This is a genomic window from Actinomycetospora chlora (genome assembly GCF_039542135.1).
GTDB lineage: Bacteria > Actinomycetota > Actinomycetes > Mycobacteriales > Pseudonocardiaceae > Actinomycetospora > Actinomycetospora chlora.
On the sequence record NZ_BAABHO010000054.1, the window covers coordinates 12394 to 36070 of the forward strand.

A 23677-nucleotide genomic window follows, 5' to 3' on the forward strand; every position below is an offset into this window, starting at 1 on the left:
TACCAGCCAGTAACCGGGGATCAGGCCCCGACACCGAGCGCCGCCAGGAACCCGTTCGCCCAGCGCTCGACGTCGTGGGTGAGCACCTGCTCGCGCAGCAGGGCCATGCGCCGCCGCCGCTCCTCGGGGTCGGCCGACGCCGCGGCGACGATCGCGTCGCCGACCGCGTCCAGGTCGTGCGGGTTGACCAGGAACGCGCCCTCGGCGAGCTCGTCGGCCGCGCCGGTGAACTCCGAGAGCACCAGCGCGCCCCCGCCGTCGGCGCGGGAGGAGACGTACTCCTTGGCCACGAGGTTCATGCCGTCGCGGTACGGCGTCACGAGCATGACGTCGGCGGCCCGGTAGAAGGCGACCAGCTCGTCGCGGGGCACGGGCTGGTGCACGTAGTGGATCACCGGGCGGCCGATCGACGCGTGCTCGCCGTTGATCCGCCCGACGGCCAGCTCGATGTCGTCGCGCATCTCGGCGTAGTGCTCGACGCGCTCGCGGCTGGGCGTGGCGACCTGGATGAGGACCGTCTCCGTCGGGTCGAGCCGGCCGTCGGCGAGGGTCCCGGCGAACGCGCGCAGGCGCACGTCGATGCCCTTGGTGTAGTCGAGGCGGTCGACGCCGAGCAGCACCGTGCGCGGGTCGCCGAGCTCGTGGCGCAGCGCCTCGGCGCGCTCGGCGGTCGCGGGCTCGCGGGCGGTCGCGTCGAGCTCGGCGGCGTCGACGGAGATCGGGTGGGCGCCGGCGGTGACGGTCCGCCCGTCCGGCGCCGTGAGGTGCGCGGGGTCGTCGCCGGCCGTGGCGGCGGTGAGGCGGACCGCGGCGCGGCGGAAGTTGTCGGCGCTGCCCTCGGTCTGGAAGCCGGTGACGTCGGCGCCCAGCAGCCCCTCGATCACCGCGTCGCGCCACGGGAGCTGGGCGAACAGCTCTACCGGCGGGAACGGGATGTGCAGGAAGAAGCCGATGCGCAGGTCCGGGCGCCGCTCGCGCAGCAGGTGCGGTACGAGCTGGAGCTGGTAGTCCTGCACCCACACCGTCGCGCCCTGCGCGGCCGCGTCCGCGGCGGCATCGGCGAAGCGCTCGTTGACCCGGCGGTAGGCGTCCCACCAGTCGCGCTCGAAGCGCGGCGTGGCGACGACGTCGTGGTAGAGCGGCCAGAGCGTCGCGTTGGCGAAGCCCTCGTAGTAGGCGGCGACCTCGTCGGCGGAGATCGGCACCGGGCGGATCGCCAGGCCGTCGTCGGAGAACGCCGCGGGATCGGCGTCAGGGGTGCCCGGCCAGCCGACCCAGGCGCCGCCGCGGGCGCGCAGGGTCGGCTCGAGCGCGGTCACCAGCCCGCCGGGGCTCCGGCGCCAGGTGCCCTCGTCGTCGAGGTCGAAGGGCAGCCGGTTGGCCACCACCACCAGGTCAGAAGACGCGGGGGCGTCCTCGGCGTGCGTCACGTGCTCTGTCCTCCGCGGCTCCGGGCAGCAGTCGGCGGATCAGCCGCTGCAGGGGCCAGCCCACCTGCTCCCCGACCGAGACGCCGGCCGCCAGGGCGAGACCGAACGTCAGGGCCAGCAGGATCGTCACCGCGCTCTGGGCGACGCTGTTGTACGCGAGCTGGGAGAACCCGCGGTACAGCGTCAGACCGGGCAACAGCGGCGTGATCCCGGCGATGACCAGCACCAGCGGCGGTGTACCCAGTGTGCGGGGCAGCAGCATCGCCACGAGCCCGAGCGCCGCGGCGGCGAGGGCGGCCGCGACGACCTCGCCGGCGCCGGCGATCCCCAGCGCCGCGTACGAGCCCCACGCCGTCGCCCCGGCCAGCGCGGCGAACGGCAGCGACCGCCACGGTGCGTAGGCCGACAGCGCGAACAGCATCCCCGCGCCGGCGGCCGCGACGAGCGACAGCGGGTCCAGCGACGGCGACGGCCCGGGCGGCACGACGGCGGCGTAGGCCACCGCGTCCGTGCCCAGCACGGCGTTGACGAGCTTGATGCTGACGACGACGCCCACCAGGAGGCCCGCCGAGCTCAGCACCACCTCGACCGCCCGTCCGGCCGCGGTCAGCGGGAACCCCGTGATGGCGTCCTGCACGAGGCCCACCAGCGAGAGCCCCGAGAGCAGCACGACGATCCCGGCCGCGATGACGAAGACCGGCGAGTCCTCGAGCACGCCCGACCAGGCCAGCGTCGTCGCGCTGAGCGTCACGATCGCGGCGCCGACCATCTGCTGGAAGAACAGCGGCACGTTGCGACGCCCGAGCCAGCGCGCCGCACCCCACACGATCCCGGTGGCCACGGCCGCGAGCACGGCGACGAGCAGGCCGCCGCCGATGAGCACCGCGACCGCGCCGGCGAACAGCGACCGGGCGATGCCGGCGACGAACCGCGGGTACGGGTGGTTGGCCCGCACGGCGTTGCCGAGCCGGGTGGTGGCCTCCTCGACCGGCAGCGGGTCGTCGTGGTCGACGACGGCGGTGATGAGGTCGTCGACCTCGGTCAGGCGCGTGTAGTCCTGCGTGCGGTAGCGGACGTTGCGCATCGTCGTGACCGGGCCGGCCTCGTTGCCGCGGTGGCAGCAGATCGTGATCGTCGAGAACGCGATGTCGACGTCGCACGTCGGCAGGCCGTAGGCGCGGGCGATGGCCAGCATCGTGTCGTGCGCGACGGCCGCTCCGGCGCCGGTGGCGAGCTGGACCTCGCCGACCCGCAGCGCGAGGTCGAGCACCCGCAGCACGAGCGCGTCGTCGGCGACCTGCGGGCCGGTGACGACGGGCAGCATGTTGTCCCGCACCGTCGGCGCGTCGATCGCGCGGGACAGGTCGGGCGCGACGGGGAACTGTCGACGGAGCGAGCCCCGTGCCCGCTGTGCTCGCTGGGCCACCCCCACGGGCGCGCCCTCCTCTTCCTCCTCGCCGGCGTGCTCGGGCCGCGGACGGGGCACACCGGGGAACTTCATCCAGCACCTGCCCTGACGTGTGGTGGACGGCGGAGGTTGTCGGGTCCCCGGCGTGCGCCGCGTCCCACCCGACCGCGCTCCAGGTTGCCAGGTGGGGTCACCACGCGGTGCACACGGCGACGGGGTAGGGGCCGGTCTCGGTCCTCGTCATCAGGACACGCCCGCTCTGGCTGATCGTGCACGTGAGCGGCCCCTGGTCGGGCGCGCCGACGTGGCTCGCGATGACGGAGACGATCGCGGTCGGCGGGGTGGGCAGCGTGACGCGGAACGGGAGCGCCTCGGACGTGCTGGTCCGCGAGCCGTCCGGGGTCGTGCGGGTCACCGACGCCGACGTCGAGCCGGTGACCTCGAGCGTGACCTCGGGGGCCGTCCGGTCCAGGTCCGCGGGCGGGGGCGGCGGGGTGTAGGGGGTGCTGGTCGTGCTGCTCGACGGGGGCGTCAGGTGGTCGAACGCGGCGACCACCACCGATGCCCACACCACGCAGAGCACCAGGCCCACGACGCCGAGGACGGTCCCCGCGATCGCCAGGCCGCGGCCCGCGCCCTCCCGCCGCGTGGCGAGCCCGAGCGCGACGACCGACAGCACCAGCCCGATCGGGCTCGCGACCCACGCGATCACGCCGATGATCGGGACGAGCGCCAGCACCGCGCCGACCAGGGCCCACACGAACCCGGCCGTCGCCACGACGTTGCGCGGTCGCCCCGGTGCCCGCGGCGGATACGGCTGCACCACGTCGTCCCCTCCCGGCGGCGGTGTCCCCTCGGGACCTCGACCGGGCCCGGGCGCCCGTTACGCCGTCGACCGGGGCGGTAGCCTCACGCCCGTGCCGGCGTAGCTCAATCGGCAGAGCACTCGCCTTGTAAGCGAAAGGTCCGGGGTTCGATTCCCCGCGCCGGCTCCAGGTCCGACCGGATGTGCTCCTCCGGGCGTGTGCGCAGCCACCGGATCGCCGTCGCGCCGAGCTCACGCACCGTCGGCGGCCAGCCGGCCGTAGGCCCCGACGGCGACCCAGGACAGCGCGCCGACCACGACGAAGATGCCGTAGACGGCGCCGTAGCCGATCACGGTGGCGAGTGCGGCGGCGGCGACGGGCGCGGAGAGCCCGGCGATCCCCCACCCGGTGAAGACGAGGCCGTAGGTGGTGCCGAAGCGCTCGGCCGGGACGACGTCGGAGGTGGCGGCCGGGGCGAGGGTCGACAGCGCCCCGTACTGCGTGCCGAGCAGGAGCAGGGCCGCCAGGGCGATCGGCCCGCTCGCGCCGAGGGCGACGGGGAGGCAGGCGAGCACGAGGAGCGCCGAGTTGGCGTGCAGCGCGGCGCGTCGGCCGACCCGGTCGGAGAGAGGGCCGGCGATGAGCCGGCCGGCGAAGTTGCCGAGGTTGAGCAGGACGACCGCGAGGGTCACCGCGGCCACGTCTCCGGCGAGGTCGCCGGCCTGGGCGAAGGCGGCGAGCGCGGGCGCGCTGCCGAGACCGAAGGCCAGCCACAGCGCGACGACCGGTCCGCTGGGCCGCCTCTGCCCGTGGCTGCTCCCGCGCTGCGGGCGTGAGCCGGGCGCGGCGCCGGGCACGAGGACGGCCGCCACGGCGAGCAGGACCCCGAGGGCGGCGGCCAGGACGACGAAGGTCCCACTGCGGCCCATCGCGCCGAGCAGGGTGGAGGCGACCGGCGCCAGGAGGGCCGTGCCGGCGGCGTAGGCGCTGACCACCAGGCCCAGGGCGAGCCCGCGGCCGGTGGCGACGGTGCCGGCGACACGGACGGCGGTGGCGTAGCCGAGACCGGTGGAGCCGCCGACCAGCACGCCGAAGGTCAGGAACAGCACCACCACCGAGGACGCGGCGGCGCTGCCGAGCAGTCCGAGCACCGTGCCGGCGAGCGCGACCAGGGCGAGCCGGCGCGGTGCGAACCGGTCCGCGGCTCGTCCGCCCGCCAGGACGCCGAGCATGAAGGCGGCCAGGCCGACGGAGAACACGCCCGCGAGCACCGCACGGCCCACGCCGAGATCGCGGCCGAGGGAGTCGGTGAAGACGTCCCAGGCGAACAGCGGGCTCACGGCGAGGTCGAGCAGGACGGCGCCGGTGAGGGCGCGTCGCGTGCTCGCCGTGGCGGCGTCGGTGTCGGCCACGGTCACATGGTGGTGGCGGGGACCAGCTCGGTCAGCAATTCGCGGACGCGGCGGTCGATGTCGTCGCGGATGGGGCGGACGTCGTCGACGCCCTTGCCGGCCGGGTCGGGGAGCTCCCAGTCCAGGTAGCGCTTGCCGGGGACGACCGGGCAGGCGTCGCCACAGCCCATGGTGATCACGACGTCGGCGGCGTCGACGTCCGGGATGGTGAGCTTGGTCGGGACCTCGTGGGAGAGGTCGATGCCGAGCTCGGCCATGGCCTGCCGGACCGCGGGGTTGATCTCGTCGGCCGGCGCGGAGCCGGCGGAGCGGACCGCGACCTTGCCGGCGGCGTGGTGGTCGAGCAGGGCCGCGGCCATCTGTGAGCGACCGGCGTTGTGCACGCAGACGAACAGCACCTCGGGTACGTCAGGCACGGCGGGCCTCCTCGGGCGTGGGATCGGTGATCGGGAAGAGCCGGCGCCGCAGCCAGAGGGAGACGTAGACGAGGGCGACCAGGACAGGCACCTCGATGAGGGGGCCGACGACGCCGGCGAGGGCCTGACCGGAGGTGGCGCCGAAGGTGGCGATGGCGACGGCGATGGCGAGCTCGAAGTTGTTGCCGGCGGCGGTGAACGCGAGCGTGGTGGTGCGCTCGTAGCCCAGGCCGACCGCGCGGCCGAGGGCGTAGGAGCCGGCCCACATCACGGCGAAGTAGACGAGCAGTGGCAGCGCGATCCGCACGACGTCGAGGGGCCGGCTGGTGATGGCGTCGCCCTGCAGCGCGAAGAGCACGACGATGGTGAACAACAGCCCGTAGAGCGCGAACGGCCCGATCCGGGGCAGGAGTCGGGCCTCGTACCACTCCCGGCCGCGGGCGCGCTCCCCGAGCAGACGGGTGAGGTAGCCGGCGAGCAGCGGGATGCCCAGGAAGATCAGCACCGACCGGACGATGGCCCACGCGGAGACGTCGAGCCCGGCGGTGGGGAGGCCGAGCCAGCCGGGCAGGACCGCGAGGTAGAACCAGCCCAGGGCGCCGAAGGCGATGACCTGGAACACGCTGTTGAGGGCGACGAGCACGGCGGCGGCTTCGCGGTCGCCGCAGGCCAGGTCGTTCCAGATGATGACCATGGCGATGCACCGGGCGAGCCCGACGACGATCAGTCCGGTGCGGTACTCGGGCAGGTCCGGGAGCAGCAGCCAGGCGAGCGCGAACATCAGCGCCGGCCCGATGAGCCAGTTCAGCACCAGCGACGACACCAGGAGTCGCCGGTCGCCGGTGACGGCGTCGAGACGGTCGTAGCGGACCTTGGCGAGCACCGGGTACATCATGATCAGTAGCCCGAGCGCGATCGGGAGCGAGACGCCGTCGATGGCGACCGCCCCCAGGGCCTCGCCGAGGCCGGGGATCAGCCGGCCGGCCAGCAGCCCGACGATCATCGCCGCGAGAATCCACACCGGCAGGAACCGGTCGAGGGTGGAGAGCTTCGCGACGACCCCGGCCTCGCTCGGGTCGGCGGTGGTGTTCTCGGTGCTCACGCGTCGACCACCGGCAGCGCGTCGCGGTCGGCGGGCATCGCGGCAGGGCTGTCCGGGGCGGCGGGCACGAGCACCGCCGAGACCTGGGCGAGGAGGTCGGGGCGCACCCGGTAGTAGACCCAGGTGCCGCGGCGCTCTCCGGTGATCAGCCCGGCCTCGCGCAGCACCTTGAGGTGGTGCGAGATCGTCGGGCCGGACAGGTCGAACACGTCGGTCAGGTCGCAGACGCAGGCCTCGCCGCCCGCGTGGGAGGCGATCAGCGAGAGCAACCGCAGGCGCACCGGGTCGCCCATCGCCTTGAACACCCGGGAGAGCTCGACCGACTGCTCGGCCGTGAGCGGCTCGCGGGCCAGCGGCGCGCAGCAGCCGACGACCGCGGCGAGCTGGGCCAGCACCTGCTCCTGCGCCCCATCCTGCTTCGACATACATCTACCTTGACAGTCATCGAACCACGAGGCAACCTTTGCTTCGATCGATGTCGAAACAGACGTCGGCCGAGTTCGAGGAGGACACCGTGTCCCGTGTGCAGCTCGCCCTGCGGGTCTCCGACCTGGAGGGCTCGATCCGCTTCTACAGTCAGCTCTTCGGCGTCGAGCCCGCCAAGCGCCGCCCCGGCTACGCCAACTTCGCGGTGACCGAGCCGCCGCTGAAGCTGGTGCTGCTCGAGGGTGAGGCCGACCGGCCGACGGTGATGGACCACCTCGGGGTGGAGGTCGGGTCCACCGAGGAGGTCCACGACGCCACCGCGCGGCTCTCCGAGCTGGGGCTGTTCACCCAGGTCGAGGACGACACCACCTGCTGCTACGCCCGCCAGGACAAGGTGTGGGTGCAGGGACCCGGTCACGAGCCGTGGGAGGTCTACACCGTCACGGAGGACTCCGAGGTCTACGGCACCGACGGGGTCATCAGCACGATGCCCGACGACGCTGGGCAGACCGCGTGCTGCGGGGTCACCGCCTGCTGCTCCCACGACGAGCAGGCCGCCGAGCCCGGCGTGACCGTCACCGAGGCCAAGACCGCCGCCGGCTGCGGGCGCGTCGCGTGACCACCGGGTCCGCCGAGGGGTCGACCGCGGCGCGCGAACGGATCCGTGCCCGCTACGCCGCCGCGGCCGGCCAGGTCCGGGCGGGCGAGGCTCCGAGCTGTTCGGCGGCCGACCCGGCCGACCCGGCCGGGACGTGCGGGGACGCCTATGGTCCCGCCCAGCTCGCCGAGGCCGGTGCCGCGGGAGCGGCCACCCTCGGGTGCGGGAACCCGCTCGCGGTCGCCGAGCTCGTCGCCGGGGAGACCGTGCTCGACCTCGGCTCCGGCGCCGGCCTCGACGTGCTGCTCTCCGCCCGCCGTGTGGGACCCGACGGGTTCGCCTACGGGCTGGACATGACCGACGACATGCTCGCCCTCGCCCGCCGGCACGCCCTCGACGCAGGCGTCACCAACGTCGAGTTCCTCCGCGGGCACATCGAGGCGATCCCGCTGCCGGACGCCTCGGTCGACGTGGTCATCTCCAACTGCGTGATCAACCTTTCCACGGACGAGCCGGCCGTGTTCGGCGAGATCGCCCGCGTCCTGCGCCCCGGCGGCCGACTCGGGGTCGCGGACCTGGTCGCCGACGACGACGCCGACCCCGCGAGCGTCGCGGACGCGGCGGCGTCGGTCGGGGCGATCACCGGGGTCCTCACCGCGACCGCCTACCGCCGCCACCTGGAGGATGCCGGCCTCGGCGGCGTCACGATCACCGGCGACCACGAGATGGCGCCAGGGGTGCTCTCCGCCATCGTCCAGGCCTCCCGGTCCTGAGGCGGCGAGCGCACACTCGCCGGGTGGACCGGCAGGCCGCGCACGAGGAGCTGGAGCGCGCCCGCGCGTCCTTCCACGCCGCCGGTCGACCTCGCGGTGCCACCGCGGCCGCGACGGAGGCGTCACCGGATCGGATGCTAGCGTCGGTTTTGTGCAGTCTGGGCGATGTGTCGCGAGGTGGTCGCGCGGCCGTCCCGGCTCGGTCGCCCTCGTCGCCTCCTCGCTGACCGTGGTGGCCGTGGCGGCCGCGTTCGACCTGCTCGCCGACGAGCGGCCCGACCACACGGTGAGCCTCGTGCTGGTGGCGGGCGCGGTCGGAGTGCTGCGCTGGCTGCTGCGGGGTCGGCTGCGCGGCCTGTTCTCCCTCATCAACTTCGCGGTGATCGCCCAGCCGGTGGCGCACGGGGTCGGGAAGCTGACCCGGAACACCGCCGGCCTGCTGCCGCACTCGCACGAGGTGCCCGAGGAGCTCTCGGGCCTCACGGTGCAGATCGCCGTGGCCCTGCTCGTCGCCGTCGTGGCGGGGAGCGAGCCCATCGCCGTCTTCGTCGCCTGGACCGTTCTGACCGTGGCCTCGACGCTGGCCCGCGGGCCCGTGCCCGAGTCGGCCGCGCCGGCCCTGCGCCCCGCCGGACCCGAGGACGAGACCCTTCCGGTCGAGGTCGACGACACCGTGCGATGTCGCCCCCACCGTGGTCCGCCCGCCCTGGTCGGGCTCACCGTCTGATCCGCACCGCCCCTCGCCGGGCGGTCCCTCGCCGCGCTCGGCGCCGGCGTCATGCGGTGTGCCCTCGCGATGCGTCCCCGTCGCCGCGCGGTCCCACCGTGGGCCGCCCGTTCCCCCGAGGCACCGACCATGGCTGGACACCCTCACCATCCCGAGCACGATCTCCACCGCCTGCGTGGACGCTCCGTCCTCGTCACCGGCGCGACCGGCTTCCTCGGCCGCCACCTGGTCCGCCGGCTGGTCCGCGACGGCGCCGTCGTGCACGCCGTCACGCGCGGGTCCGCCGGCGAGCGCCCGGACCTGCCAGGAGTCACGTGGCACCGCGGCGACCTCACCGACGCCTACGCCGTCAGCCGCCTCGCGCGGCGCCTCGCGCCGGCGGCGGTGTTCCACCTGGCCAGTCAGGTCCAGGGACACCGCGAGAGCGCGCTCGCGCTCCCGATGCTCGACGCCAACACGCGTGCCGCCGTCGCGGTGATGACCGCCGCACACGAGCTCGCGGACTGCCGCGTCGTCCTCGCCGGCTCGATCGAGGAGCCCCGCGGCGACGCACCGCCGGTCTCGCCCTACGCGGCGGCGAAGGCCGCCGCCACCGGCTACGCCCGGCTCTTCCACACCCAGTGGGACCTGCCGGTGACCGTTCTGCGCATCGCGATGGTCTACGGGCCCGACCAGCCCGACGGACGCAAGCTCGTCCCCTACGTCTGTCGCTGTCTGCTCGAGGGCGTCAGGCCGTCACTGAGCAGCGGCACCCGATCGGTCGACTGGGTCTACGTGGACGACGTCTGTGACGCCCTCGTGCGCGCTGCCACCCGTGACGGCGCCCCGGGTCGGGTGGTCGACATCGGGTCCGGGGACCTCGCGACCGTCGGCGAGATCGTCGCCGACCTGGCGGCCCTCGCCGGCTACGACGGGCCGCTCGGCTTCGGCGACGTGTCCGACCGGCGGCACGACCTGGCGCACGTCGCCGAGGTGGGTCCCGCCGCCGCGCACCTCGGCTGGCGGGCGACGACGCCCCTGGCGACGGGACTGGCGCGAACGCTCTCGTGGCACTCCACCCAGCCGTCGGACGGCGCCGGAGCGGAAGGTGGCCGGAGGGCGCCGGTCTGAGTACGTCGGCTCCGGAGGTCGTCACCATCCCGAGAGGCGCCGGGCATCGACGGTCTCGTTGCGGGGACACGTGGTTCCCGGGCCCGGGCCGACGGCCGAGGGCACCAGGCCGTTCCACCGGGAACCGCAGCCGGTCGAGCCCGCCGTGGTGGCTCTGCTGCGCGAGCGCCTGGGTGGTCCGTCCCCGCGCCGACCGTCAGGTCCGGGCCACCGTCCGCTCGGCCCCGATCCCCGCGACGACGACCGCGGCGACGCCCGCGGCCGCGGCGGGGGTCGGGACCTGGCCGAGGACGACCAGGCCGACGGCGAGCGCGATCGCGGGCTCGAGGCTCATCAGCGTCCCGAAGGCGGCGGTGGTGAGGCGGCGCAGCGCCAGCAGCTCGAGGCTGAACGGGATCACCGGCAGCAGCAGGGCGATCCCGAGTCCCGACAGCAGTGTCGGCCCGTCGAGGTGCGCCAGCAGATCCGGGCCGGCGACGCCGGCCGCGACGAGCCCGGCCACCGGCATCGAGACGGCGAGCCCGGTCAGCCCGGTGAGCTCGTCGCCGACGCGCTGGGTGAGCAGGATGTAGCCGGCCCAGCAAGCCGCGGCCGCGAGCGCGAACGCGACCCCGGCCGGGTCGAGGCCGGCGGACCAGGGGTGCGTGAGCAGGACGACGCCGACGGCCGCGAGCACCGCCCAGCCCCGCGCCCGCCCGCGGCCCCGCACGAGGGCGACGCCGAGCGGCCCGAGGAACTCCAGCGCGGACGCCGTCCCCAGCGGGATCCGGGCCAGCGCCTCGGTGAACAGGATCGTGAGCCCGGCGGTGACCGTGCCCAGGCCCGCGCACGCCAGCAGGCTCCGCCGCGTGAACGCCGACGGCCGCGGCCGCCCGATCGCGAGCAGCAGCACCCCGGCGAGCACCAGCCGCAGGCAGGCCGTGCCGGTGGGGCCGAGGCGGTCGAAGAGCCCGACCGAGACGGCGAGCCCGACCTGGACGCAGAGCATCGCCGTCACCGCCAGGCCGGCGCCGGTGCGGGCGCTCGAGGGCGCGAGGGTGGTCACGGCGACCAGTGAAGGCACCACCACCGTCCGCGTCCACGTGCGAATCCTTCACGCATCGTCCGGCGATGACGGACGATGAGCAGCGTGGACACCCGGCGGCTGCCCTACCTCGTCGAGTTCGCCCGCCACGGGTCGATGCGCGTCGTCGCGGAGACGATGGGCACGAGCACCTCGGTGGTCTCGCAGCAGATCGCGGCGCTGGCCCGGGAGGTGGCGACGCCGCTGGTGGAGCCGGACGGTCGACGGTCGCGGCTCACGCCCGCCGGGCGGCGGCTCGCGGAGCACGCGCGCACGATCCTGGCCGACGTCGAGACCGCGCGGCGCGACCTCGACCCCGACGGCGAACCGCGCGGCGTCGTGCGCGTGGCCGGGTTCGCGACGGCGGTGCGGCGGGCCGTGCTGCCGACCGTCGCCGCCCTGGCCGTGCGGCACCCGCACGTGCGGCTGACCGTGCGCGAGTACGAGCCCGCCGAGGCCCACGCGATGCTGCTCGCCGACCAGATCGACCTCGCCCTGACCTACGACTACGACCTCGCGCCCGCCACGCTCGACCCCGACCTCACCGCGGCGCCGCTGTGGTCGACCGCGTGGGGGCTCGCGGTGCCGGCGAGCGACGACCCGCCGTCGGGCGGGTCGTCGGCGGCCCCCGCGGTCGTCGCGGCGTACGCGGACCACGACTGGATCGGCAACTCGCGCAACCCCGCCGACGAGCGGGTGCTGCGCCTGCTCGCGTCGATGGCGGGCACCCGGCTGCACGTGACCCACGAGGCCGACAGCCTCGACCTCGTCGACGAGCTGGTGCTCGCGGGCCTCGGCGTCGGGCTGCTGCCGACCGACCGGCCGGTGCGGCCCGGGATCCGGGTGCTCCCGCTGACCGGCCCCGGCGTCCACCTGCGCGCGTACGCCGTCACCCGTCGCGGACGGGCGGCCTGGCCGGCGCTGACCGTCGTCCTCGAGCGGATCGCAGCGACGCGCCACACGATCGACTGACCCCGGCGGAGATCCGTTAACGACCACGGCCGGGCCCTCGACGTCCCCCACGACGACCGAGAACTCCGCGGGGAGAGCCATCATGATCGCCCAGACCGACCGTCCCGACGTCGCGACCGTCCACGTCCCGGCGCCGCGCCGCGCGCCCCTGGTGCCGGCGACCGCCGTCGACGACCACGTCGAGCTCATCGCGGCCGACATCGTCGCCACGGCCGCCCTGGTGAACCGGATCGGTGCCCTGGCGCTGCTGCTCGCGCTGGGCCTGGTGGCCGTGCTCGTCCTGCTCTGAACGAACGGAGACGCGCGACGTCCCCGGTGACCAGCGGGAACGTCGCGCGCATCCCCTACGGCGTGATGACCACCTTGAGGGCGAGGTTGGCGGCGGCGTTGGCGAAGACGTCGTACGCCTCGTCGATCTGGTCGAACGTGAAGGTGTGCGTGCCCATCTTCTCGGCCGGGATGCGGCCCGAGGCGACCATCTTGAGCAGGGTCGGGATGGACACGGTGTCGACGAGGCCCATCGTCAGGCTGACGTTGGAGATCCACATGTCCTGCATCGGCAACTCCACCGGGGTGCCGTGGACGCCGATGTTGGCGATGGTCCCGCCGGGTCGTACGAGCGAGGCCGCGGTCAGCAGGGTCTCCGGGTAGCCGACGGCCTCGATGGCGACGTCGACGCCGAGCCCGTCGGTGAGCGACACGACGTCCCCGACAGTGCCGGGCCCGACCTCGACGGTGTCGGTGGCGCCGAACTCGGTGGCCTTCTCCAGGCGGAACTTGTTCGAGTCGATCGCGATGACCTTCGACGCGCCCCACAGCCCGGTGGTGAGCACCGCCGAGAGCCCGACGGCGCCCGCGCCGACGACGGCGACGGTGTCACCGGGGCGCACGCCGCCGGCCAGGACCCCGACCTCGTAGCCGGTGGGCAGGGAGTCGGCGAGGAAGATCGCCTGCTCGTTGGTGACCGACTCCGGGACCGCGTAGAGCGACGTGTCGGCGTAGGGCACGCGGACGTACTCGGCCTGGGTGCCGTCGATGAGGTGGCCGAAGATCCAGCCGATGCCGCCGACGGTCTGGCAGTGCGACGGGATGCCGCGCTGGCAGTACTCGCAGCGGCCGCACTTGGTGATCGCCGGGACGAGGACCCGGTCGCCGACGGCGAACCCGCGGACGGCGTCGCCGACCGCGGTGACGGTGCCGACCGCCTCGTGGCCCAGGATGCGTCCGTCGGTCACCGCGGCCACGTCGCCCTGCAGGATGTGCAGGTCGGTACCGCAGATCGTCGTGGTGTCGACCTTGACCACGACGTCGGTGGGCTCCTGCACCGTCGCGTCGGGGACGTCCTCCCAGGCCTTGTTGCCGGGGCCGTGGTACACCAGTGCCTTCATGCTGTCGCCTCCGTCGGCTCGCGCGTGGCGGCGGCCGGCCGCTCCCCCGCAGGCCGCCGTCCTCCGACGCTAGTGGCGTGGGACACACACGCCTGTCCCATGATGGGACGAGCCCGCAGCGCCCGGAGGCGCGGGAACGATCACTGACCCGGAACCGGGACAGAGGGCCGCGGCCAGGTGAGTGGTTCGGGTCGCGATGACGACCCAGATCACTCACGAGGCCGCAGGCCATCAGGCGATGTAGCTGATCCCGAAGGCGTCGATCTTGCGGTAGAGCGAGGAGCGGGCGATGCCCAGCATCGCCGCCGCCTGGTAGCGGTTGCCGCGGGCCTCGTAGAGCGCCTGGATGATCGCGTCGGCCTGGGCCGTCTCGAGCATCGTCAGCCGGGGGGCGCGGCTGGCGAAGCACAGGGCGGGCAGGTCCGGGGCCTGGACGACGCCGACGGGCTTGCGGGCGACGACGTAGCGCAGCACGTCCTCGAGCTCGTTGATGTTGCCCGGCCAGGCGTAGCCCTCGAGTACCCGGATGACCTGGTGCGACAACCGCAGCGACCGCCCGCCCGAGAGCGAGCGCAGCACCGACAGCGCGAGGTCGGCGAGCTCGTCGGTGCGGTGGCGCAGCGCCGGGACGCGGACGGTCTCGTGGAAGTGGCGCAGCAGCAGCCCGTAGGGGCGGCCGGCGTCGACGGCGGTGGTGTCCAGGCACGCGACGACCACGACGCCGCCCGCCCGCGCCAGCAGCAGCCGCAGCGCCTCGTCGAGCCGGCGGGCGGCCAGGGGGGCGACGGCCTGCAGCCCGCGCAGGACGACGAGGTACGGCCGGTTCGGGGGCCGGGCGACCAGGCGCGCCAGGGGCTCGGCGGCCCGGGCGCCGTCGTCGGTGGTGTCGCCGGTGTCGACGTCGACGACGGTGACCCCGCCGTCGCCGTGCAGCCGGCCGAACGCCTGCACCGCCATCGTCCGCTTCCCCACGCCCGCCTCGCCGACGAGCACCTGGTGGCGGCGCCCGGCGAGGTGCGCGGCCAGCTCCTGGCGGGCGCGCAGCGACGGCGTCAGCAGGTCGCGGTTCGCGCGCACCCGGGCCTCGGCGTGCTCGCGGTCGCCGGCGTCGCCGCGCAGCGCCGCGGCGAAGTCCCGCCGCGCGGTGGGGGCGACGTGCGAGCCCTGCCGGCGGCGGGCCTCCGCCTCGCGGCGCCCCTGGTCGTCCACGGCGGGACCGGCGCCGACCGCGCAGCCGACGACCCGCTCGCCGTGGCGGACCTCGCGGACGGCGACCTCCGCCGCGCCGCCCGAGGGCAGGTCGACGACGTAGGGCTCGGCCGGGTGCTCGAGCGCCAGGCCGGCCAGGGCGAGGTCGGCGAGGGCCTGCTGGTCGGCCGGGGGCAGCCGGCGGGCACCCGGGCCGAGCAGGACGTCCTCGCCGTCGGTGGCGACGGCCCAGGGCGCCCCGGTCGCCGTCGCCGCCAGAGCCTCGTGCACCGCGAGCACCCGCTCGCGGCGGTCGGCGCCGTCGCGGTCGACCACCTCGCCGGCCAGCACCCGGGCCAGCGGCAGGTCCCGCGCCGCGCCCTCGGCGGCGTGCCGCACCAGCACGAGCGCGAGGTCGGCCGGCTCCCCGTCCCGGCCGACCGGGGCCGCGGCCGCGGCGAGCACGGCCAGCTCGGGGTGCAGGTGCTCCGGGCCCTCGACGACCAGCGCGTGGCCCTCGTGCAGCGCGAGCGCCGCCGCCGTGGTGCCCACGACCTCCTCGGCGTGCCGGTAGCCGGGCGCGAGGCAGACGGCGTCGAGGATCTCGGCGAGCGCCGGGTCCGCGTCGCGGCGGGCCCGCACCACGCCGTCGCGGTCGACGACCAGCACGGACGCCGTGAGGTCGGGGTGGCGCCCGTGGACGGCGTCGAGGACCCGCTCGGCCGCCGCCACCCGCGCGGGCGCCGGGCCGTCCAGCCCCGTGAACGCGGCTCCCAGGCGTGCGGTGTCGACGCCCGCGGCCCGCTCCCACGACGCGACCACCTCGGGCCGCACCACACCCGCCCCGACGGCGTCGGCGCCGTGGCGCAGGAAGCGCCGCCGCGCGGCGTCCACCCGTGCCTGCGCCACGTCCCGAGACGCTAGACGGGCCGGGTCGGGCGGGACAGGCCCCGCTGGTTGCCCGGGTGCGCGGCGGGCGGTGTACTCAACGGTAGGCAACCGCGGAGCTGGGAGGACCGTGCGCGACCCACGACAGGAGCTCGCCGACCCGGGGCCCTGCGAGCCGGCGGTGGACAGCGGACCCGAGGCCGCCGGGGAGCGCGCGGCGGCGGCGCCCGTAGGGCGCGAGCCCGCGACGTGGCCCGATGTGGAGCGGGCCTGCGCGATCCTCACCAGGACCCGGCCCGACGACGCCGAGGAGGTGTTCCGCCGCAGCCGCGAGGCTTTGCGGGTCGCGGTGCCGGCCGCGCGGTGGACCGCCCTCGTGTGCCGTGATCGCGACGGCCGGCCGGCCGTCGCGTCGGGCGACGACGTCCTCGCCGATCTCGTGGCCGCGGAGCCCGACCACGGCGGAGCCCTCGCGCGGGTGTTCGCCGCCGACGCGGAGCCGGTGACGGAGCTGCACCTCGCGAGGCCCGAGCCGGGAGCACACGCGACGGAGCTCGGCGTCGGGAGCCTGCTGGTGCTCTGCCCACCGGCCCTCCCCACCGAGCGCGTGGGCACCGCGGACGGCACCGACGCCTCGTGGCCGCTCGCCCTCGTCCTCGCCGCGCCGGGGCGGGCCGCGTTCGGGGCCGCCGCGCAGGCGGCCGCGAGGGTCGCCGCGCTGCAGGTCGGCCTCCTGCTGGTCGCCGCGCGGCGGGTCGGCGGCCTCCACGCGGCCCTCGAGAGCCGGGACCTCATCGGTCAGGCCAAGGGGATCGTCATGCAGCGCGACGGCGTCGACGCCGACACGGCGTTCGACAAGCTCGTCGTCGCGTCGCAGTACGCCAACCTCAAGCTGCACGCGGTGGCGCGCTGGCTGGTGGAGGAGACCGCTCAGGAGCGCAACGTGGCGCTGGGCGAGCAGCCGTAGCGCTCGCGGTAGGTCACCGAGAAGCGTCCGGGGTGGGTGAAGTGCCACCGGTTGGCGATGTCGGCCACCGTGGTGTCCCGCGGGTCGGACGCCCGCAGCTCCTCGTGGGCGCGGGCCAGGCGGATCTCGCGCAGGTGACCCAGCGGTGTCGTGCCCCGCCAGCGGCGGAACGTCATCTGCAGGCCACGGACCCCCAGCCCGGCCGCCTGCGCGACGTCGGCGACGTCGACGTCCTCGGCGGCGTGCTCCTCGAGGTGCGCCAGCGCGCGGCGCAGCGTCGCCGGCTCCGGCGCGTGCGGACGCCCGCCGTCCCCCGGCAGTCCGAGCTCGTCGAGCACGTGCTCGGCGGCGGCGAGGATGCTGCTCCCCGCCGTGAGCGCCCGCTCGAGGAGGGCGTCGAAGCCGTCCGACGGGTCGAGGTCCTCGTGGTGGGCGAGCAGCGTGCTCGCCGTGACCACCAGCTGCCGGGCCCGCACGGCCTCGGTGACGCCCGCGCCCTCGCCGGCGAGCAGCCCGGTGCCGCGGCCGGCGACCTCACGCGCCACCGCCCGGGTGGCGTCGTCGAACGCCCGCGGGGCCTCCGCGGTGAGGGTGAGGACCCCCCACACCCCCAGTGGCAGGACGAGGATCGACCGGACGCCGTCGGTGTCCGGAGCGGGCCAACGGGCGTCCTGGGCGGTGTCGTCGACGGCCACGACGTAGCCGTGGCCGAGGACCTCGGCACGGGGGCCGGCGGCGAGCGCCTGGACCTGGGCCGGGGCCAGCCGCCCCGCCGAGGTTGTGAGCACGCTGCCGTCGGCGGTCGGCACGGCGATCTCGGCCCAGGTGACGCCCTCGGTGACGGCCAGGGCCTGCCGGGAGAGGCGCTCGAGGTCCGCGACGGGGACGTCCGCGGCGGCGGGCCGGGGCCCGCGCAGGCGCCGGCCCTGGCGGAGGCGCCGGGCCTCGTCACCGGACCCGCGGGCCTGCAGACGGAGCTCGGCGACGTCGCCGCGCAGCGCCCGCGCGGTCGCCCGGGCCAGGTAGGCCTGGGTCTCGCGCACGGCGCGGTTCTCGGTCGCCTCGTCGCCCCGGTCGGGGCGAGGAGGCGCCTCGAGCTCGGCCGACACGTTCTCGAGCGCGTCCACCAACAGGTCCACGTCCACGGCGTCGCGGCCCGGGCCGCTCATGTCCGCGCCACCGGCCGGACGTCGGACGGGTCGCCGGCGCGCCCGTCGCCGCGGCCGTGCCGGGACGTGCTCCGGACGCGCCGGCGCCGCGCGCCCTGCCCAGCGCTCCTGCGCGCCCAGTGCTCCACGATCAGCTCCGTGTCCACGATCGGTAGCGGCGGGGGTGCCCCGGCGCGCCTCGCGGGAATCGTGCCCGGAGCGCCGAGGTGCACGCGGCGCCCGTCGCCTCCCTCATCGACCGGGACCCGGCCGTGGTTGACCCCGCGCTCCGGCGGAGGGCGACCGAACACCGTGTCCGGCTCGCGCATCCCGCCCTCGGCGCGCCGTTAGGCTGCCGCGCATGCCGATCGGGACGGCCGCGGACGACGGTGTCGCACGCGTGCGACGGGCCGGTTGGCTGGTCACCGGCGCGGCGCTCGTCGTCGCCCTGGCGACGCTGCTCGTGGTCGGGCTCGTCGCCCCGGGGCCGGGGCGCACGGCCGCGGTGGTCGTCGCGGTCGTGCTCGCGTTCGTGCTCGCGGGGTGGCGGGCCGTGCGGGCCCGGCGGGACACCACCGCCGTCGCCGGGCTGCGGCCCATCTCGAGCTGGCTCGCGGCCTTCGCCTGGGCGGTGACGGTGTTCTCCGCGCTCGTCGCGCTCGCGGACCCCACGCACGGCGGCCGTGCGGTCGTCGCGGGGCTCCTGGCCGGCTGCCTGCTCGTGCTCGTCGGGCGCGCCGGGGAGCACGTCGGCAGCCGGACCGGGGACGCGGGCGGGCGCTGAGCCCGGTGGCCGCGGCGTGGCCGTGGTGCCACGCTGACGAGTGATGAGCGACTCACCCGCCGACGACGACGCGCCCGAGGAGGCGCGCGTCGACGGCCGGGCGGCCCGGTGGGCCGGGCACCGCGAGGCCCGGCGGCTGGAGCTGGTCGACGCCGCGGTGGCGGCCATCGTCGAGCACGGGCCGGAGGTCACCACCGAGCAGATCGCCGAGCGGGCCGGGGTGTCGCGACCGGGGCTCTACCGCCACTTCGACGGCCGCGACGACCTGCAGAGCGCCATCGCCGCGCGCTCGGTCGAGCGGCTCGTGCACGAGCTCGAGCCGGTGTGGCGGCCCTCGGGGCGGCCGTTCGACATGCTGGCCAAGGCACTGCGGGCGCACCTGCGCTGGCTCGAGGCCAACGCGAACGTCTACCGCTACCTCAAGCGCACCTCGTTCGGCACCGGCGGCGAGTCGGCGACCACCAACGTGCGCGAGACCGTCGCGGGGCACGTCGCGGGGATGCTCGTCGACGGCTCGCTGGGTGCGGAGATCCCGCCGCCGGTCGCGCACCCGTTGGCCTTCGGGCTGGTCGGGATGGTCGACTCGGCGAGCGCGCACTGGCTCGACGAGCCCCACGGCGCCGGCCTGGACGACCTGGCCACCCAGCTCACCGAGGCGTGCTGGGCGGTCATCCGCGCGACGGTCGGGGGCGCGGTGGACGCGGTGTGAGCGCGGGCTCGTGAGCGGACCCCCGACCGGATGAGCGGGCCCGGTGCGCGACGATGGAGGCCCCGCCGGAGAGAGGATCCGACGCATGGCGATGCGCCGCTCGTTCCCCACCGTCCTGTCCGACCGGCTGCCCGAGACGCGTGACTTCTACGTCGCCCTGCTCGGCTTCGACATCGCGTTCGACAGCGACTGGTACGTGGCGCTGAGCCGCACCGACGGCGACGACGTGCACGAGCTCGCCATCTGGGCGGTCGGCCACGAGCTGGTCCCGCCGCCCTACCGCGCCGACCCCGCCGGGGTGATCCTCACGTTCCTCGTCGACGACGTGGACGCGGTGCACGCCGAGGCCCGCCGGCTGCGGCTGCCGGTCGTCGCCCCGCCGCGCGACCTGTTCCACGGCCGGCGCCAGATGCTCGTCACCGACCCCAACGGCATGCTCGTCGAGATCTCGAGCCCGAGCACCCCCTCGCCCGCGTTCGCCGCGGAGCTGGGCCGGCGCGGGCGCGCGCCGGAGACCACCGGGTGACCGGACCCGCCCCGCAGGAGCCCCGGCCCGACCGGGGCGGGAACCCGCTCACCGAGCTGCTCGGCGGTCCCGGCCAGGCGATCGACGCGTCGGTGCCGGGCGTGGTGTTCGTCGCGGCCTGGCTCGCGACCGACGCCCTCGGCTGGTCCCAGCCGATCCTCGCCGGCGGGGTCGCGGCGGTCGTCGTCGCCGGGGCGGTCGCGCTGTGGCGGTGGCGGCGGGGGGAGCGGCCGCGGGCGGTCGCCGTCGGGCTGCTGCTGGCGGTGGGGGCGGCGCTGCTGGCCGTGTACACCGGGCGGGCGGAGGACTTCTTCCTGCCGCGGATCGTCGCCAACGCCGGCAGCCTCGCCGCCTGGCTGGTCTCGATCGCGATCCGCTGGCCGCTGCTGGGGCTCGTCGTGGGGGCGCTCACGGGCCACCCGACGCGCTGGCGGCGCGACCCGGACCTCGTGCGCGGCTACTGCCGGGCGAGCTGGGTGTGGGTGGCGCAGTACGCGGTGCGCGTCGTGGTGTTCACCGGCCTGTGGGTGGCCGACCAGGTGGTGGCGCTCGGCATCGCGCAGGTGGTGCTCACCTGGCCGCTCGTCGTGGTGTGCGTCGCGGCGTCGTGGCCGCTGGTGCGGTCGGCCCTGCCGGCCGGGCACCCGGGCCCACGACACCCCGTGGTGCCGGGGCCCTGACACCGCGTTTCCCCTGTCCGGCGCAGCCTCTGGGCCGGTCGGCTGAGACGCAGTTGGTCCGCGGGTGAACGCTCTCACGATCGGGCAACGAGGCACGATGGCAGGCGTCGTCCGTTGTGGTCGACGGGTGCGTCGGAAGACGCGGCGCACCCGCCGGCCCACCACGCGGGCCTCCCCGCCAGCAGCCGTCCGCCCCCGATCCGTGCCTCCCGGGAGCCATGTCACCAGCGAACCCCGAAGAGAAGTCCGAGAAAGCCGCCGGCGTCGGGCTGACCTTCCCGCAGATCATCGCCAGTGCGCTGGCCGCCGCGACCGCGGCGATCCTCGGCTCGTTCCTCGGCGTGATCGGCACCATCGGTGGTGCCGCCGTCGCGTCGATCATCACGACCGTCGGGTCCGCGCTGTACCAGAAGTCGCTGGAGGTCACGCGTGACCGCGTGAAGCAGCGGCTCGTCGTCGCCGGGTCCGGGTCCACGAAGGTCGCCGCCGCCGTCGGTCGCGTCACCGGCCACACCGCGCAGCACGGTGTCGCGCAGGGCGTGCCGCAGGGCGCCCGGGCGCCCGGCGCGCCGCGACCGGGGATGCCCGCTCCCGGTGCCCGCCTCGGCGCCCCGGCCCCCGGCGTCCCGGTGACGCGGGCGCAGCCCACGCGCGTCGTCGGGCCGCCCACGCCCGGCCCGGGTGTCCCGGGCCCGCAGGCACGGCCCGGCACGCCGCCCGCCGATCCGACGCGCCGGATGCCCGGCGCCGCGGGCCCCGGTCGCCCCGTCGCGCCGGGTCGCGTGGCGCTGCGCGCCGACGGCCTGGCCGACCCGACGCAGGTGCACCCCCGGCAGGCTCCGGGGCCCCAGGACACCGGCGCGCGGCCGACCGCGTTCATCCCGCAGAGCCGCCAGACGGGCACGCCGCCCGGTGGCGGGCCGACGCAGGTGATGGGGCCGGGCGGACCCCCGCCGGGCACCCCGGTCACCCAGGTCGCGCCGCTGGAGCCGGAGCCGTCCGGGCGCCGGTTCAGCCTCGCCGCGATCTCCGCGGGCCTGCGGAGCCTCGGCTGGAAGACCTGGGTCACCCTCGGCGGCGTCGCGGCCAGCGTGTTCGTCATCGCGATCATCGCCTCCGTCGGGGTCGAGACCGCCGCCGGCCACCCGCTCTCCGGCGGGCAGAGCGGGACGTCGGTCGGGAGCATCTTCGGCCAGGAGACCGGGACGGGCGAGGCCACGACCACCCCCGCGGACTCCGCGACCGAGGACTCGTCCACCGAGACCTCGTCGAACGACACCCAGCAGCAGCAGGACCAGCAGCAGGGTGGCGGCGACACCGGCAGCCAGGCGCCGACCACCACCACCTCGCGCTCGACGCAGTCGTCGCAGAACCCGCTGCCCAACCTGCTGCCCCGCAGCGGGTCCGGTGGCGGGGCCACCAACGGCTGAGAAACCGCCGCGCCCCTCACCGACGGCCGGACGCACGCTCTAGCGTGCGTCCGGCCGTTGACGCGTGTGGGGGAACGGGGTGGGGCACGGTGCGGGACCGGAGCGGTCTGCTGCTCCTGCTGCTGGTCGTGCTGACGGTGCCGGCCATGGCGGCGGGGACGGCGCCGGCGCTGGCGGACCCCGACCTCGGGCAGGTCAAGGCGCGGCTCGACGCGCTGGCCGCGGAGCAGGGTGCCCCGTCGTCGGTCAGCGCCTGGTACGTCGACGCGACCACCCGCAGCGTCGTGCTGGCCCTCAACGCGACCCCGCGCGACCGGCGCGACGCCGACTACGTGCGGCGGGCCCGCGACGTGGACCCGTCGGTGCGGGTGGTGGACGGCGTCGGCGCCCCCACGACGCGCGCCGACCCGCCGGTCTACGACCTCGTGGGCGGCGACGCGATCCACCTGAACGGCACCCGCTGCTCGATCGCCTTCGCCGCGCTGAGCGCCGGCGGGGAGCCCCGGGCGATCACCGCCGGGCACTGCACCAACCGCGGCGGCGACGTGCGCGGCGCCAACCAGCAACCGATCGGGGCGGTGCGCTCGTCGGTGTTCGACCGCACCGGCGACTGGGGGATCGTCGACGCCGGCCCGGGCTGGCGCGCCACGCCGTCCGTGGCCGCCGAGGGCTCGACCACCCGCTCGATCACGGGGACCGCGACGGCCACCGTGGGCGCGCCCGTCTGCCGCTCCGGCTCCACCACGGGCTGGCGCTGCGGCACCGTGACCGCCGTCGACGTCACCGCCAACTACGCCGCCGGGCCCGTCGAGGGCCTGGTGCTGACCACGGCGTGCAGCGAGGGCGGCGACTCCGGCGGGCCCTTCGTGGCCGGGAGCTCGGCGCTGGGCCTGCTCTCGGGCGGCACGGGCGACTGCACCACCCCGGGCGGCACCAGCCTCTACCAGCCGATCGACGAGGTCCTCAGCACCGAGGGCCTGCACCTGGTGCCGGCCTCCTGAGTGCGCCCCGGTTCCGCAGCGAACGGGCTGTTCGCTGCCTCTACGCGCGCGAACTCCCCGTTCGCGGCGGCGTCAGAGGCGGTCGCGGAGGGTCCGGGCGGCGGCCTCGGGGTCGTCGGCGCCGGTGATGGCCCGGACCACGACGACGCGGGTGGCGCCGGCGGCGAGGACCTCGTCGAGGCGGGCGTGGTCGATGCCGCCGATCGCGAACCACGGTCGCGCCGGGGCCGCGGCGGCGGTGGCGCGGACCAGGTCGAGGCCCGGGGCCGGGCGGCCGGGCTTGGTCGGGGTGGGCCAGCAGGGGCCGGTGCAGAAGTAGTCGGCGCCGTCCTCGACGGCGGCCGCGGCCGCCTGGGCCTCGTCGTGGGTCGAGCGCCCGATGACGACGTCGTCGCCGACGACCCGGCGCGCCCACGGCACCGGCAGGTCGTCCTGGCCCAGGTGCAGGACGTCGGCGCCGGCGGCGAGGGCGACGTCGGCGCGGTCGTTGACGGCGAGCAGCGCGCCGTGGCGGCGGGCGGCGTCGGCGAGGACCTCCAGCGCCGCCAGCTCGTCGCGCGCCTCGAGCCCCTTCTCGCGCAGCTGGATGACGTCCACCCCGCCGCGCAGGGCCGCGTCGGCGAAGTCGGCGAGGTCGCCCCTCGCCGTGCGGGCGTCCGTGCACAGGTAGAGGCGGGCGTCGGCCAGCCGGGCGCGGCGGTCCGTGATCGGTGCGCTCACCGCCG

Annotated in this window: 25 protein-coding genes and 1 tRNA gene; 14 read left to right on the top strand and 12 right to left on the bottom strand. The window is 76.0% G+C overall.

The window, feature by feature from the left end; genetic code table 11:
- Nucleotides 1–20 precede the first annotated feature (20 nt).
- The 3 genes from ABD994_RS25435 to ABD994_RS25445 form a co-directional block, all read right to left on the bottom strand.
- Nucleotides 21–1430 (bottom strand): alpha,alpha-trehalose-phosphate synthase (UDP-forming), encoded by a 1410-nt coding sequence (locus ABD994_RS25435; protein WP_345422225.1) that lies wholly within the window; start codon nt 1428–1430, stop codon nt 21–23.
- Nucleotides 1396–2931 (bottom strand): threonine/serine exporter family protein, encoded by a 1536-nt coding sequence (locus ABD994_RS25440; RefSeq protein WP_345422228.1) that lies wholly within the window; start codon nt 2929–2931, stop codon nt 1396–1398. The genes ABD994_RS25435 and ABD994_RS25440 overlap by 35 nt, the downstream gene beginning before the upstream one ends.
- A 97-nt stretch (nt 2932–3028) precedes the next feature.
- Nucleotides 3029–3664, bottom strand: coding sequence for a hypothetical protein (locus ABD994_RS25445; protein ID WP_345422231.1), 636 nt, complete (start codon nt 3662–3664; stop codon nt 3029–3031).
- A 93-nt stretch (nt 3665–3757) separates the two neighbouring features.
- Here ABD994_RS25445 and ABD994_RS25450 point away from each other — a divergent pair.
- Nucleotides 3758–3833: transfer RNA gene (locus ABD994_RS25450), tRNA-Thr, on the top strand.
- Between the two features lie 62 nt (nt 3834–3895).
- Here the strand turns inward: ABD994_RS25450 and ABD994_RS25455 are convergent.
- From ABD994_RS25455 to ABD994_RS25470, 4 genes are read right to left on the bottom strand one after another with little or no spacing between them, the layout of a single operon-like run.
- On the bottom strand, nt 3896–5056 hold the full coding sequence (locus ABD994_RS25455; protein WP_345422234.1) for an MFS transporter: 1161 nt from the start codon (nt 5054–5056) through the stop codon (nt 3896–3898).
- A 2-nt stretch (nt 5057–5058) separates the two neighbouring features.
- Nucleotides 5059–5472 (bottom strand): arsenate-mycothiol transferase ArsC, encoded by a 414-nt coding sequence (locus tag ABD994_RS25460; RefSeq protein ID WP_345422237.1) that lies wholly within the window; start codon nt 5470–5472, stop codon nt 5059–5061.
- A complete protein-coding gene (gene arsB / locus ABD994_RS25465; protein WP_345422240.1) occupies nt 5465–6574 on the bottom strand; it encodes an ACR3 family arsenite efflux transporter in 1110 nt (369 codons plus the stop codon). The genes ABD994_RS25460 and arsB overlap by 8 nt, the downstream gene beginning before the upstream one ends.
- The gene (locus ABD994_RS25470; RefSeq protein ID WP_345422243.1) at nt 6571–6999 is read right to left on the bottom strand and encodes an ArsR/SmtB family transcription factor; all 429 of its coding nucleotides are present in this window, start codon (nt 6997–6999) and stop codon (nt 6571–6573) included. Before ABD994_RS25470 ends, arsB begins: the two co-directional genes overlap by 4 nt.
- 89 nt (nt 7000–7088) lie before the next feature.
- Between ABD994_RS25470 and ABD994_RS25475 the strand changes: the two genes are divergently transcribed.
- From ABD994_RS25475 to ABD994_RS25490, 4 genes are all read left to right on the top strand, one after another.
- Nucleotides 7089–7619 carry an ArsI/CadI family heavy metal resistance metalloenzyme gene (locus ABD994_RS25475; RefSeq protein WP_345422246.1) on the top strand — a complete coding sequence of 177 codons (531 nt, stop codon included), beginning with the start codon at nt 7089–7091 and terminating at the stop codon, nt 7617–7619.
- Nucleotides 7616–8371, top strand: a complete 756-nt coding sequence (locus tag ABD994_RS25480; protein WP_345422249.1) for a methyltransferase domain-containing protein — start codon at nt 7616–7618, stop codon at nt 8369–8371. Before ABD994_RS25475 ends, ABD994_RS25480 begins: the two co-directional genes overlap by 4 nt.
- A gap of 151 nt (nt 8372–8522) precedes the next feature.
- On the top strand, nt 8523–9098 hold the full coding sequence (locus ABD994_RS25485) for a hypothetical protein (protein WP_345422252.1): 576 nt from the start codon (nt 8523–8525) through the stop codon (nt 9096–9098).
- A gap of 129 nt (nt 9099–9227) precedes the next feature.
- Complete coding sequence (locus ABD994_RS25490) at nt 9228–10208, top strand: NAD-dependent epimerase/dehydratase family protein (protein WP_345422255.1); 981 nt, start codon at nt 9228–9230, stop codon at nt 10206–10208.
- Between the two features lie 196 nt (nt 10209–10404).
- On the opposite strand, the gene ABD994_RS25495 is transcribed toward ABD994_RS25490, so the two are convergent.
- Complete coding sequence (locus ABD994_RS25495) at nt 10405–11253, bottom strand: EamA family transporter (protein ID WP_345422257.1); 849 nt, start codon at nt 11251–11253, stop codon at nt 10405–10407.
- A gap of 75 nt (nt 11254–11328) precedes the next feature.
- Here ABD994_RS25495 and ABD994_RS25500 point away from each other — a divergent pair, with 75 nt between their 5' ends.
- Nucleotides 11329–12243 carry a LysR family transcriptional regulator gene (locus ABD994_RS25500; RefSeq protein ID WP_345422260.1) on the top strand — a complete coding sequence of 305 codons (915 nt, stop codon included), beginning with the start codon at nt 11329–11331 and terminating at the stop codon, nt 12241–12243.
- Between the two features lie 82 nt (nt 12244–12325).
- The gene (locus ABD994_RS25505; protein WP_345422263.1) at nt 12326–12532 is read left to right on the top strand and encodes a hypothetical protein; all 207 of its coding nucleotides are present in this window, start codon (nt 12326–12328) and stop codon (nt 12530–12532) included.
- A gap of 55 nt (nt 12533–12587) precedes the next feature.
- Here ABD994_RS25505 and ABD994_RS25510 read toward each other — a convergent pair whose 3' ends face one another.
- Nucleotides 12588–13631: an alcohol dehydrogenase catalytic domain-containing protein gene (locus ABD994_RS25510; RefSeq protein WP_345422266.1), complete on the bottom strand. Its 1044-nt coding sequence runs from the start codon at nt 13629–13631 to the stop codon at nt 12588–12590.
- Nucleotides 13632–13862: 231 nt separating this feature from the next.
- Complete coding sequence (locus ABD994_RS25515; protein WP_345422270.1) at nt 13863–15728, bottom strand: helix-turn-helix domain-containing protein; 1866 nt, start codon at nt 15726–15728, stop codon at nt 13863–13865.
- A 109-nt stretch (nt 15729–15837) separates the two neighbouring features.
- On the opposite strand from ABD994_RS25515, the gene ABD994_RS25520 reads away from it, so the two are divergent.
- Nucleotides 15838–16674 (top strand): ANTAR domain-containing protein, encoded by an 837-nt coding sequence (locus ABD994_RS25520; RefSeq protein WP_345422273.1) that lies wholly within the window; start codon nt 15838–15840, stop codon nt 16672–16674.
- Here the strand turns inward: ABD994_RS25520 and ABD994_RS25525 are convergent.
- Nucleotides 16638–17843 (bottom strand): helix-turn-helix domain-containing protein, encoded by a 1206-nt coding sequence (locus ABD994_RS25525; protein WP_345422279.1) that lies wholly within the window; start codon nt 17841–17843, stop codon nt 16638–16640. The two genes, ABD994_RS25520 and ABD994_RS25525, sit on opposite strands and share 37 nt — an antisense overlap.
- A gap of 340 nt (nt 17844–18183) precedes the next feature.
- On the opposite strand from ABD994_RS25525, the gene ABD994_RS25530 reads away from it, so the two are divergent.
- The 6 genes from ABD994_RS25530 to ABD994_RS25555 all read left to right on the top strand — a co-directional run bounded on the left by ABD994_RS25530 (nt 18184) and on the right by ABD994_RS25555 (nt 22952).
- Nucleotides 18184–18606: a hypothetical protein gene (locus tag ABD994_RS25530; protein WP_345422282.1), complete on the top strand. Its 423-nt coding sequence runs from the start codon at nt 18184–18186 to the stop codon at nt 18604–18606.
- A gap of 43 nt (nt 18607–18649) precedes the next feature.
- Nucleotides 18650–19315, top strand: a complete 666-nt coding sequence (locus ABD994_RS25535; protein WP_345422285.1) for a TetR/AcrR family transcriptional regulator — start codon at nt 18650–18652, stop codon at nt 19313–19315.
- A gap of 85 nt (nt 19316–19400) precedes the next feature.
- A complete protein-coding gene (locus ABD994_RS25540) occupies nt 19401–19841 on the top strand; it encodes a VOC family protein (protein ID WP_345422288.1) in 441 nt (146 codons plus the stop codon).
- Nucleotides 19838–20521, top strand: coding sequence for a DUF3159 domain-containing protein (locus ABD994_RS25545; protein ID WP_345422293.1), 684 nt, complete (start codon nt 19838–19840; stop codon nt 20519–20521). The genes ABD994_RS25540 and ABD994_RS25545 overlap by 4 nt, the downstream gene beginning before the upstream one ends.
- Before the next feature lie 218 nt (nt 20522–20739).
- Nucleotides 20740–21951, top strand: a complete 1212-nt coding sequence (locus ABD994_RS25550) for a hypothetical protein (protein ID WP_345422298.1) — start codon at nt 20740–20742, stop codon at nt 21949–21951.
- A gap of 89 nt (nt 21952–22040) precedes the next feature.
- Nucleotides 22041–22952 (top strand): S1 family peptidase, encoded by a 912-nt coding sequence (locus ABD994_RS25555; RefSeq protein ID WP_345422301.1) that lies wholly within the window; start codon nt 22041–22043, stop codon nt 22950–22952.
- Between the two features lie 72 nt (nt 22953–23024).
- On the opposite strand, the gene thiE is transcribed toward ABD994_RS25555, so the two are convergent.
- A complete protein-coding gene (gene thiE, locus ABD994_RS25560) occupies nt 23025–23672 on the bottom strand; it encodes a thiamine phosphate synthase (protein WP_345422304.1) in 648 nt (215 codons plus the stop codon).
- Between the last annotated feature and the right edge of the window lie 5 nt (nt 23673–23677).

Coding starts and splice junctions, on each gene's coding strand:
- ABD994_RS25440 (WP_345422228.1), bottom strand. CDS start 2,931: ATGAAGTTCCCCGGTGTGCCCCGTCCGCGGCCCGAGCACGCCGGCGAG.
- ABD994_RS25470 (WP_345422243.1), bottom strand. CDS start 6,999: ATGTCGAAGCAGGATGGGGCGCAGGAGCAGGTGCTGGCCCAGCTCGCC.
- ABD994_RS25490 (WP_345422255.1), top strand. CDS start 9,228: ATGGCTGGACACCCTCACCATCCCGAGCACGATCTCCACCGCCTGCGT.
- ABD994_RS25500 (WP_345422260.1), top strand. CDS start 11,329: ATGAGCAGCGTGGACACCCGGCGGCTGCCCTACCTCGTCGAGTTCGCC.
- ABD994_RS25505 (WP_345422263.1), top strand. CDS start 12,326: ATGATCGCCCAGACCGACCGTCCCGACGTCGCGACCGTCCACGTCCCG.
- ABD994_RS25510 (WP_345422266.1), bottom strand. CDS start 13,631: ATGAAGGCACTGGTGTACCACGGCCCCGGCAACAAGGCCTGGGAGGAC.
- ABD994_RS25525 (WP_345422279.1), bottom strand. CDS start 17,843: ATGAGCGGCCCGGGCCGCGACGCCGTGGACGTGGACCTGTTGGTGGAC.
- ABD994_RS25530 (WP_345422282.1), top strand. CDS start 18,184: ATGCCGATCGGGACGGCCGCGGACGACGGTGTCGCACGCGTGCGACGG.
- ABD994_RS25535 (WP_345422285.1), top strand. CDS start 18,650: ATGAGCGACTCACCCGCCGACGACGACGCGCCCGAGGAGGCGCGCGTC.
- ABD994_RS25540 (WP_345422288.1), top strand. CDS start 19,401: ATGGCGATGCGCCGCTCGTTCCCCACCGTCCTGTCCGACCGGCTGCCC.
- ABD994_RS25550 (WP_345422298.1), top strand. CDS start 20,740: ATGTCACCAGCGAACCCCGAAGAGAAGTCCGAGAAAGCCGCCGGCGTC.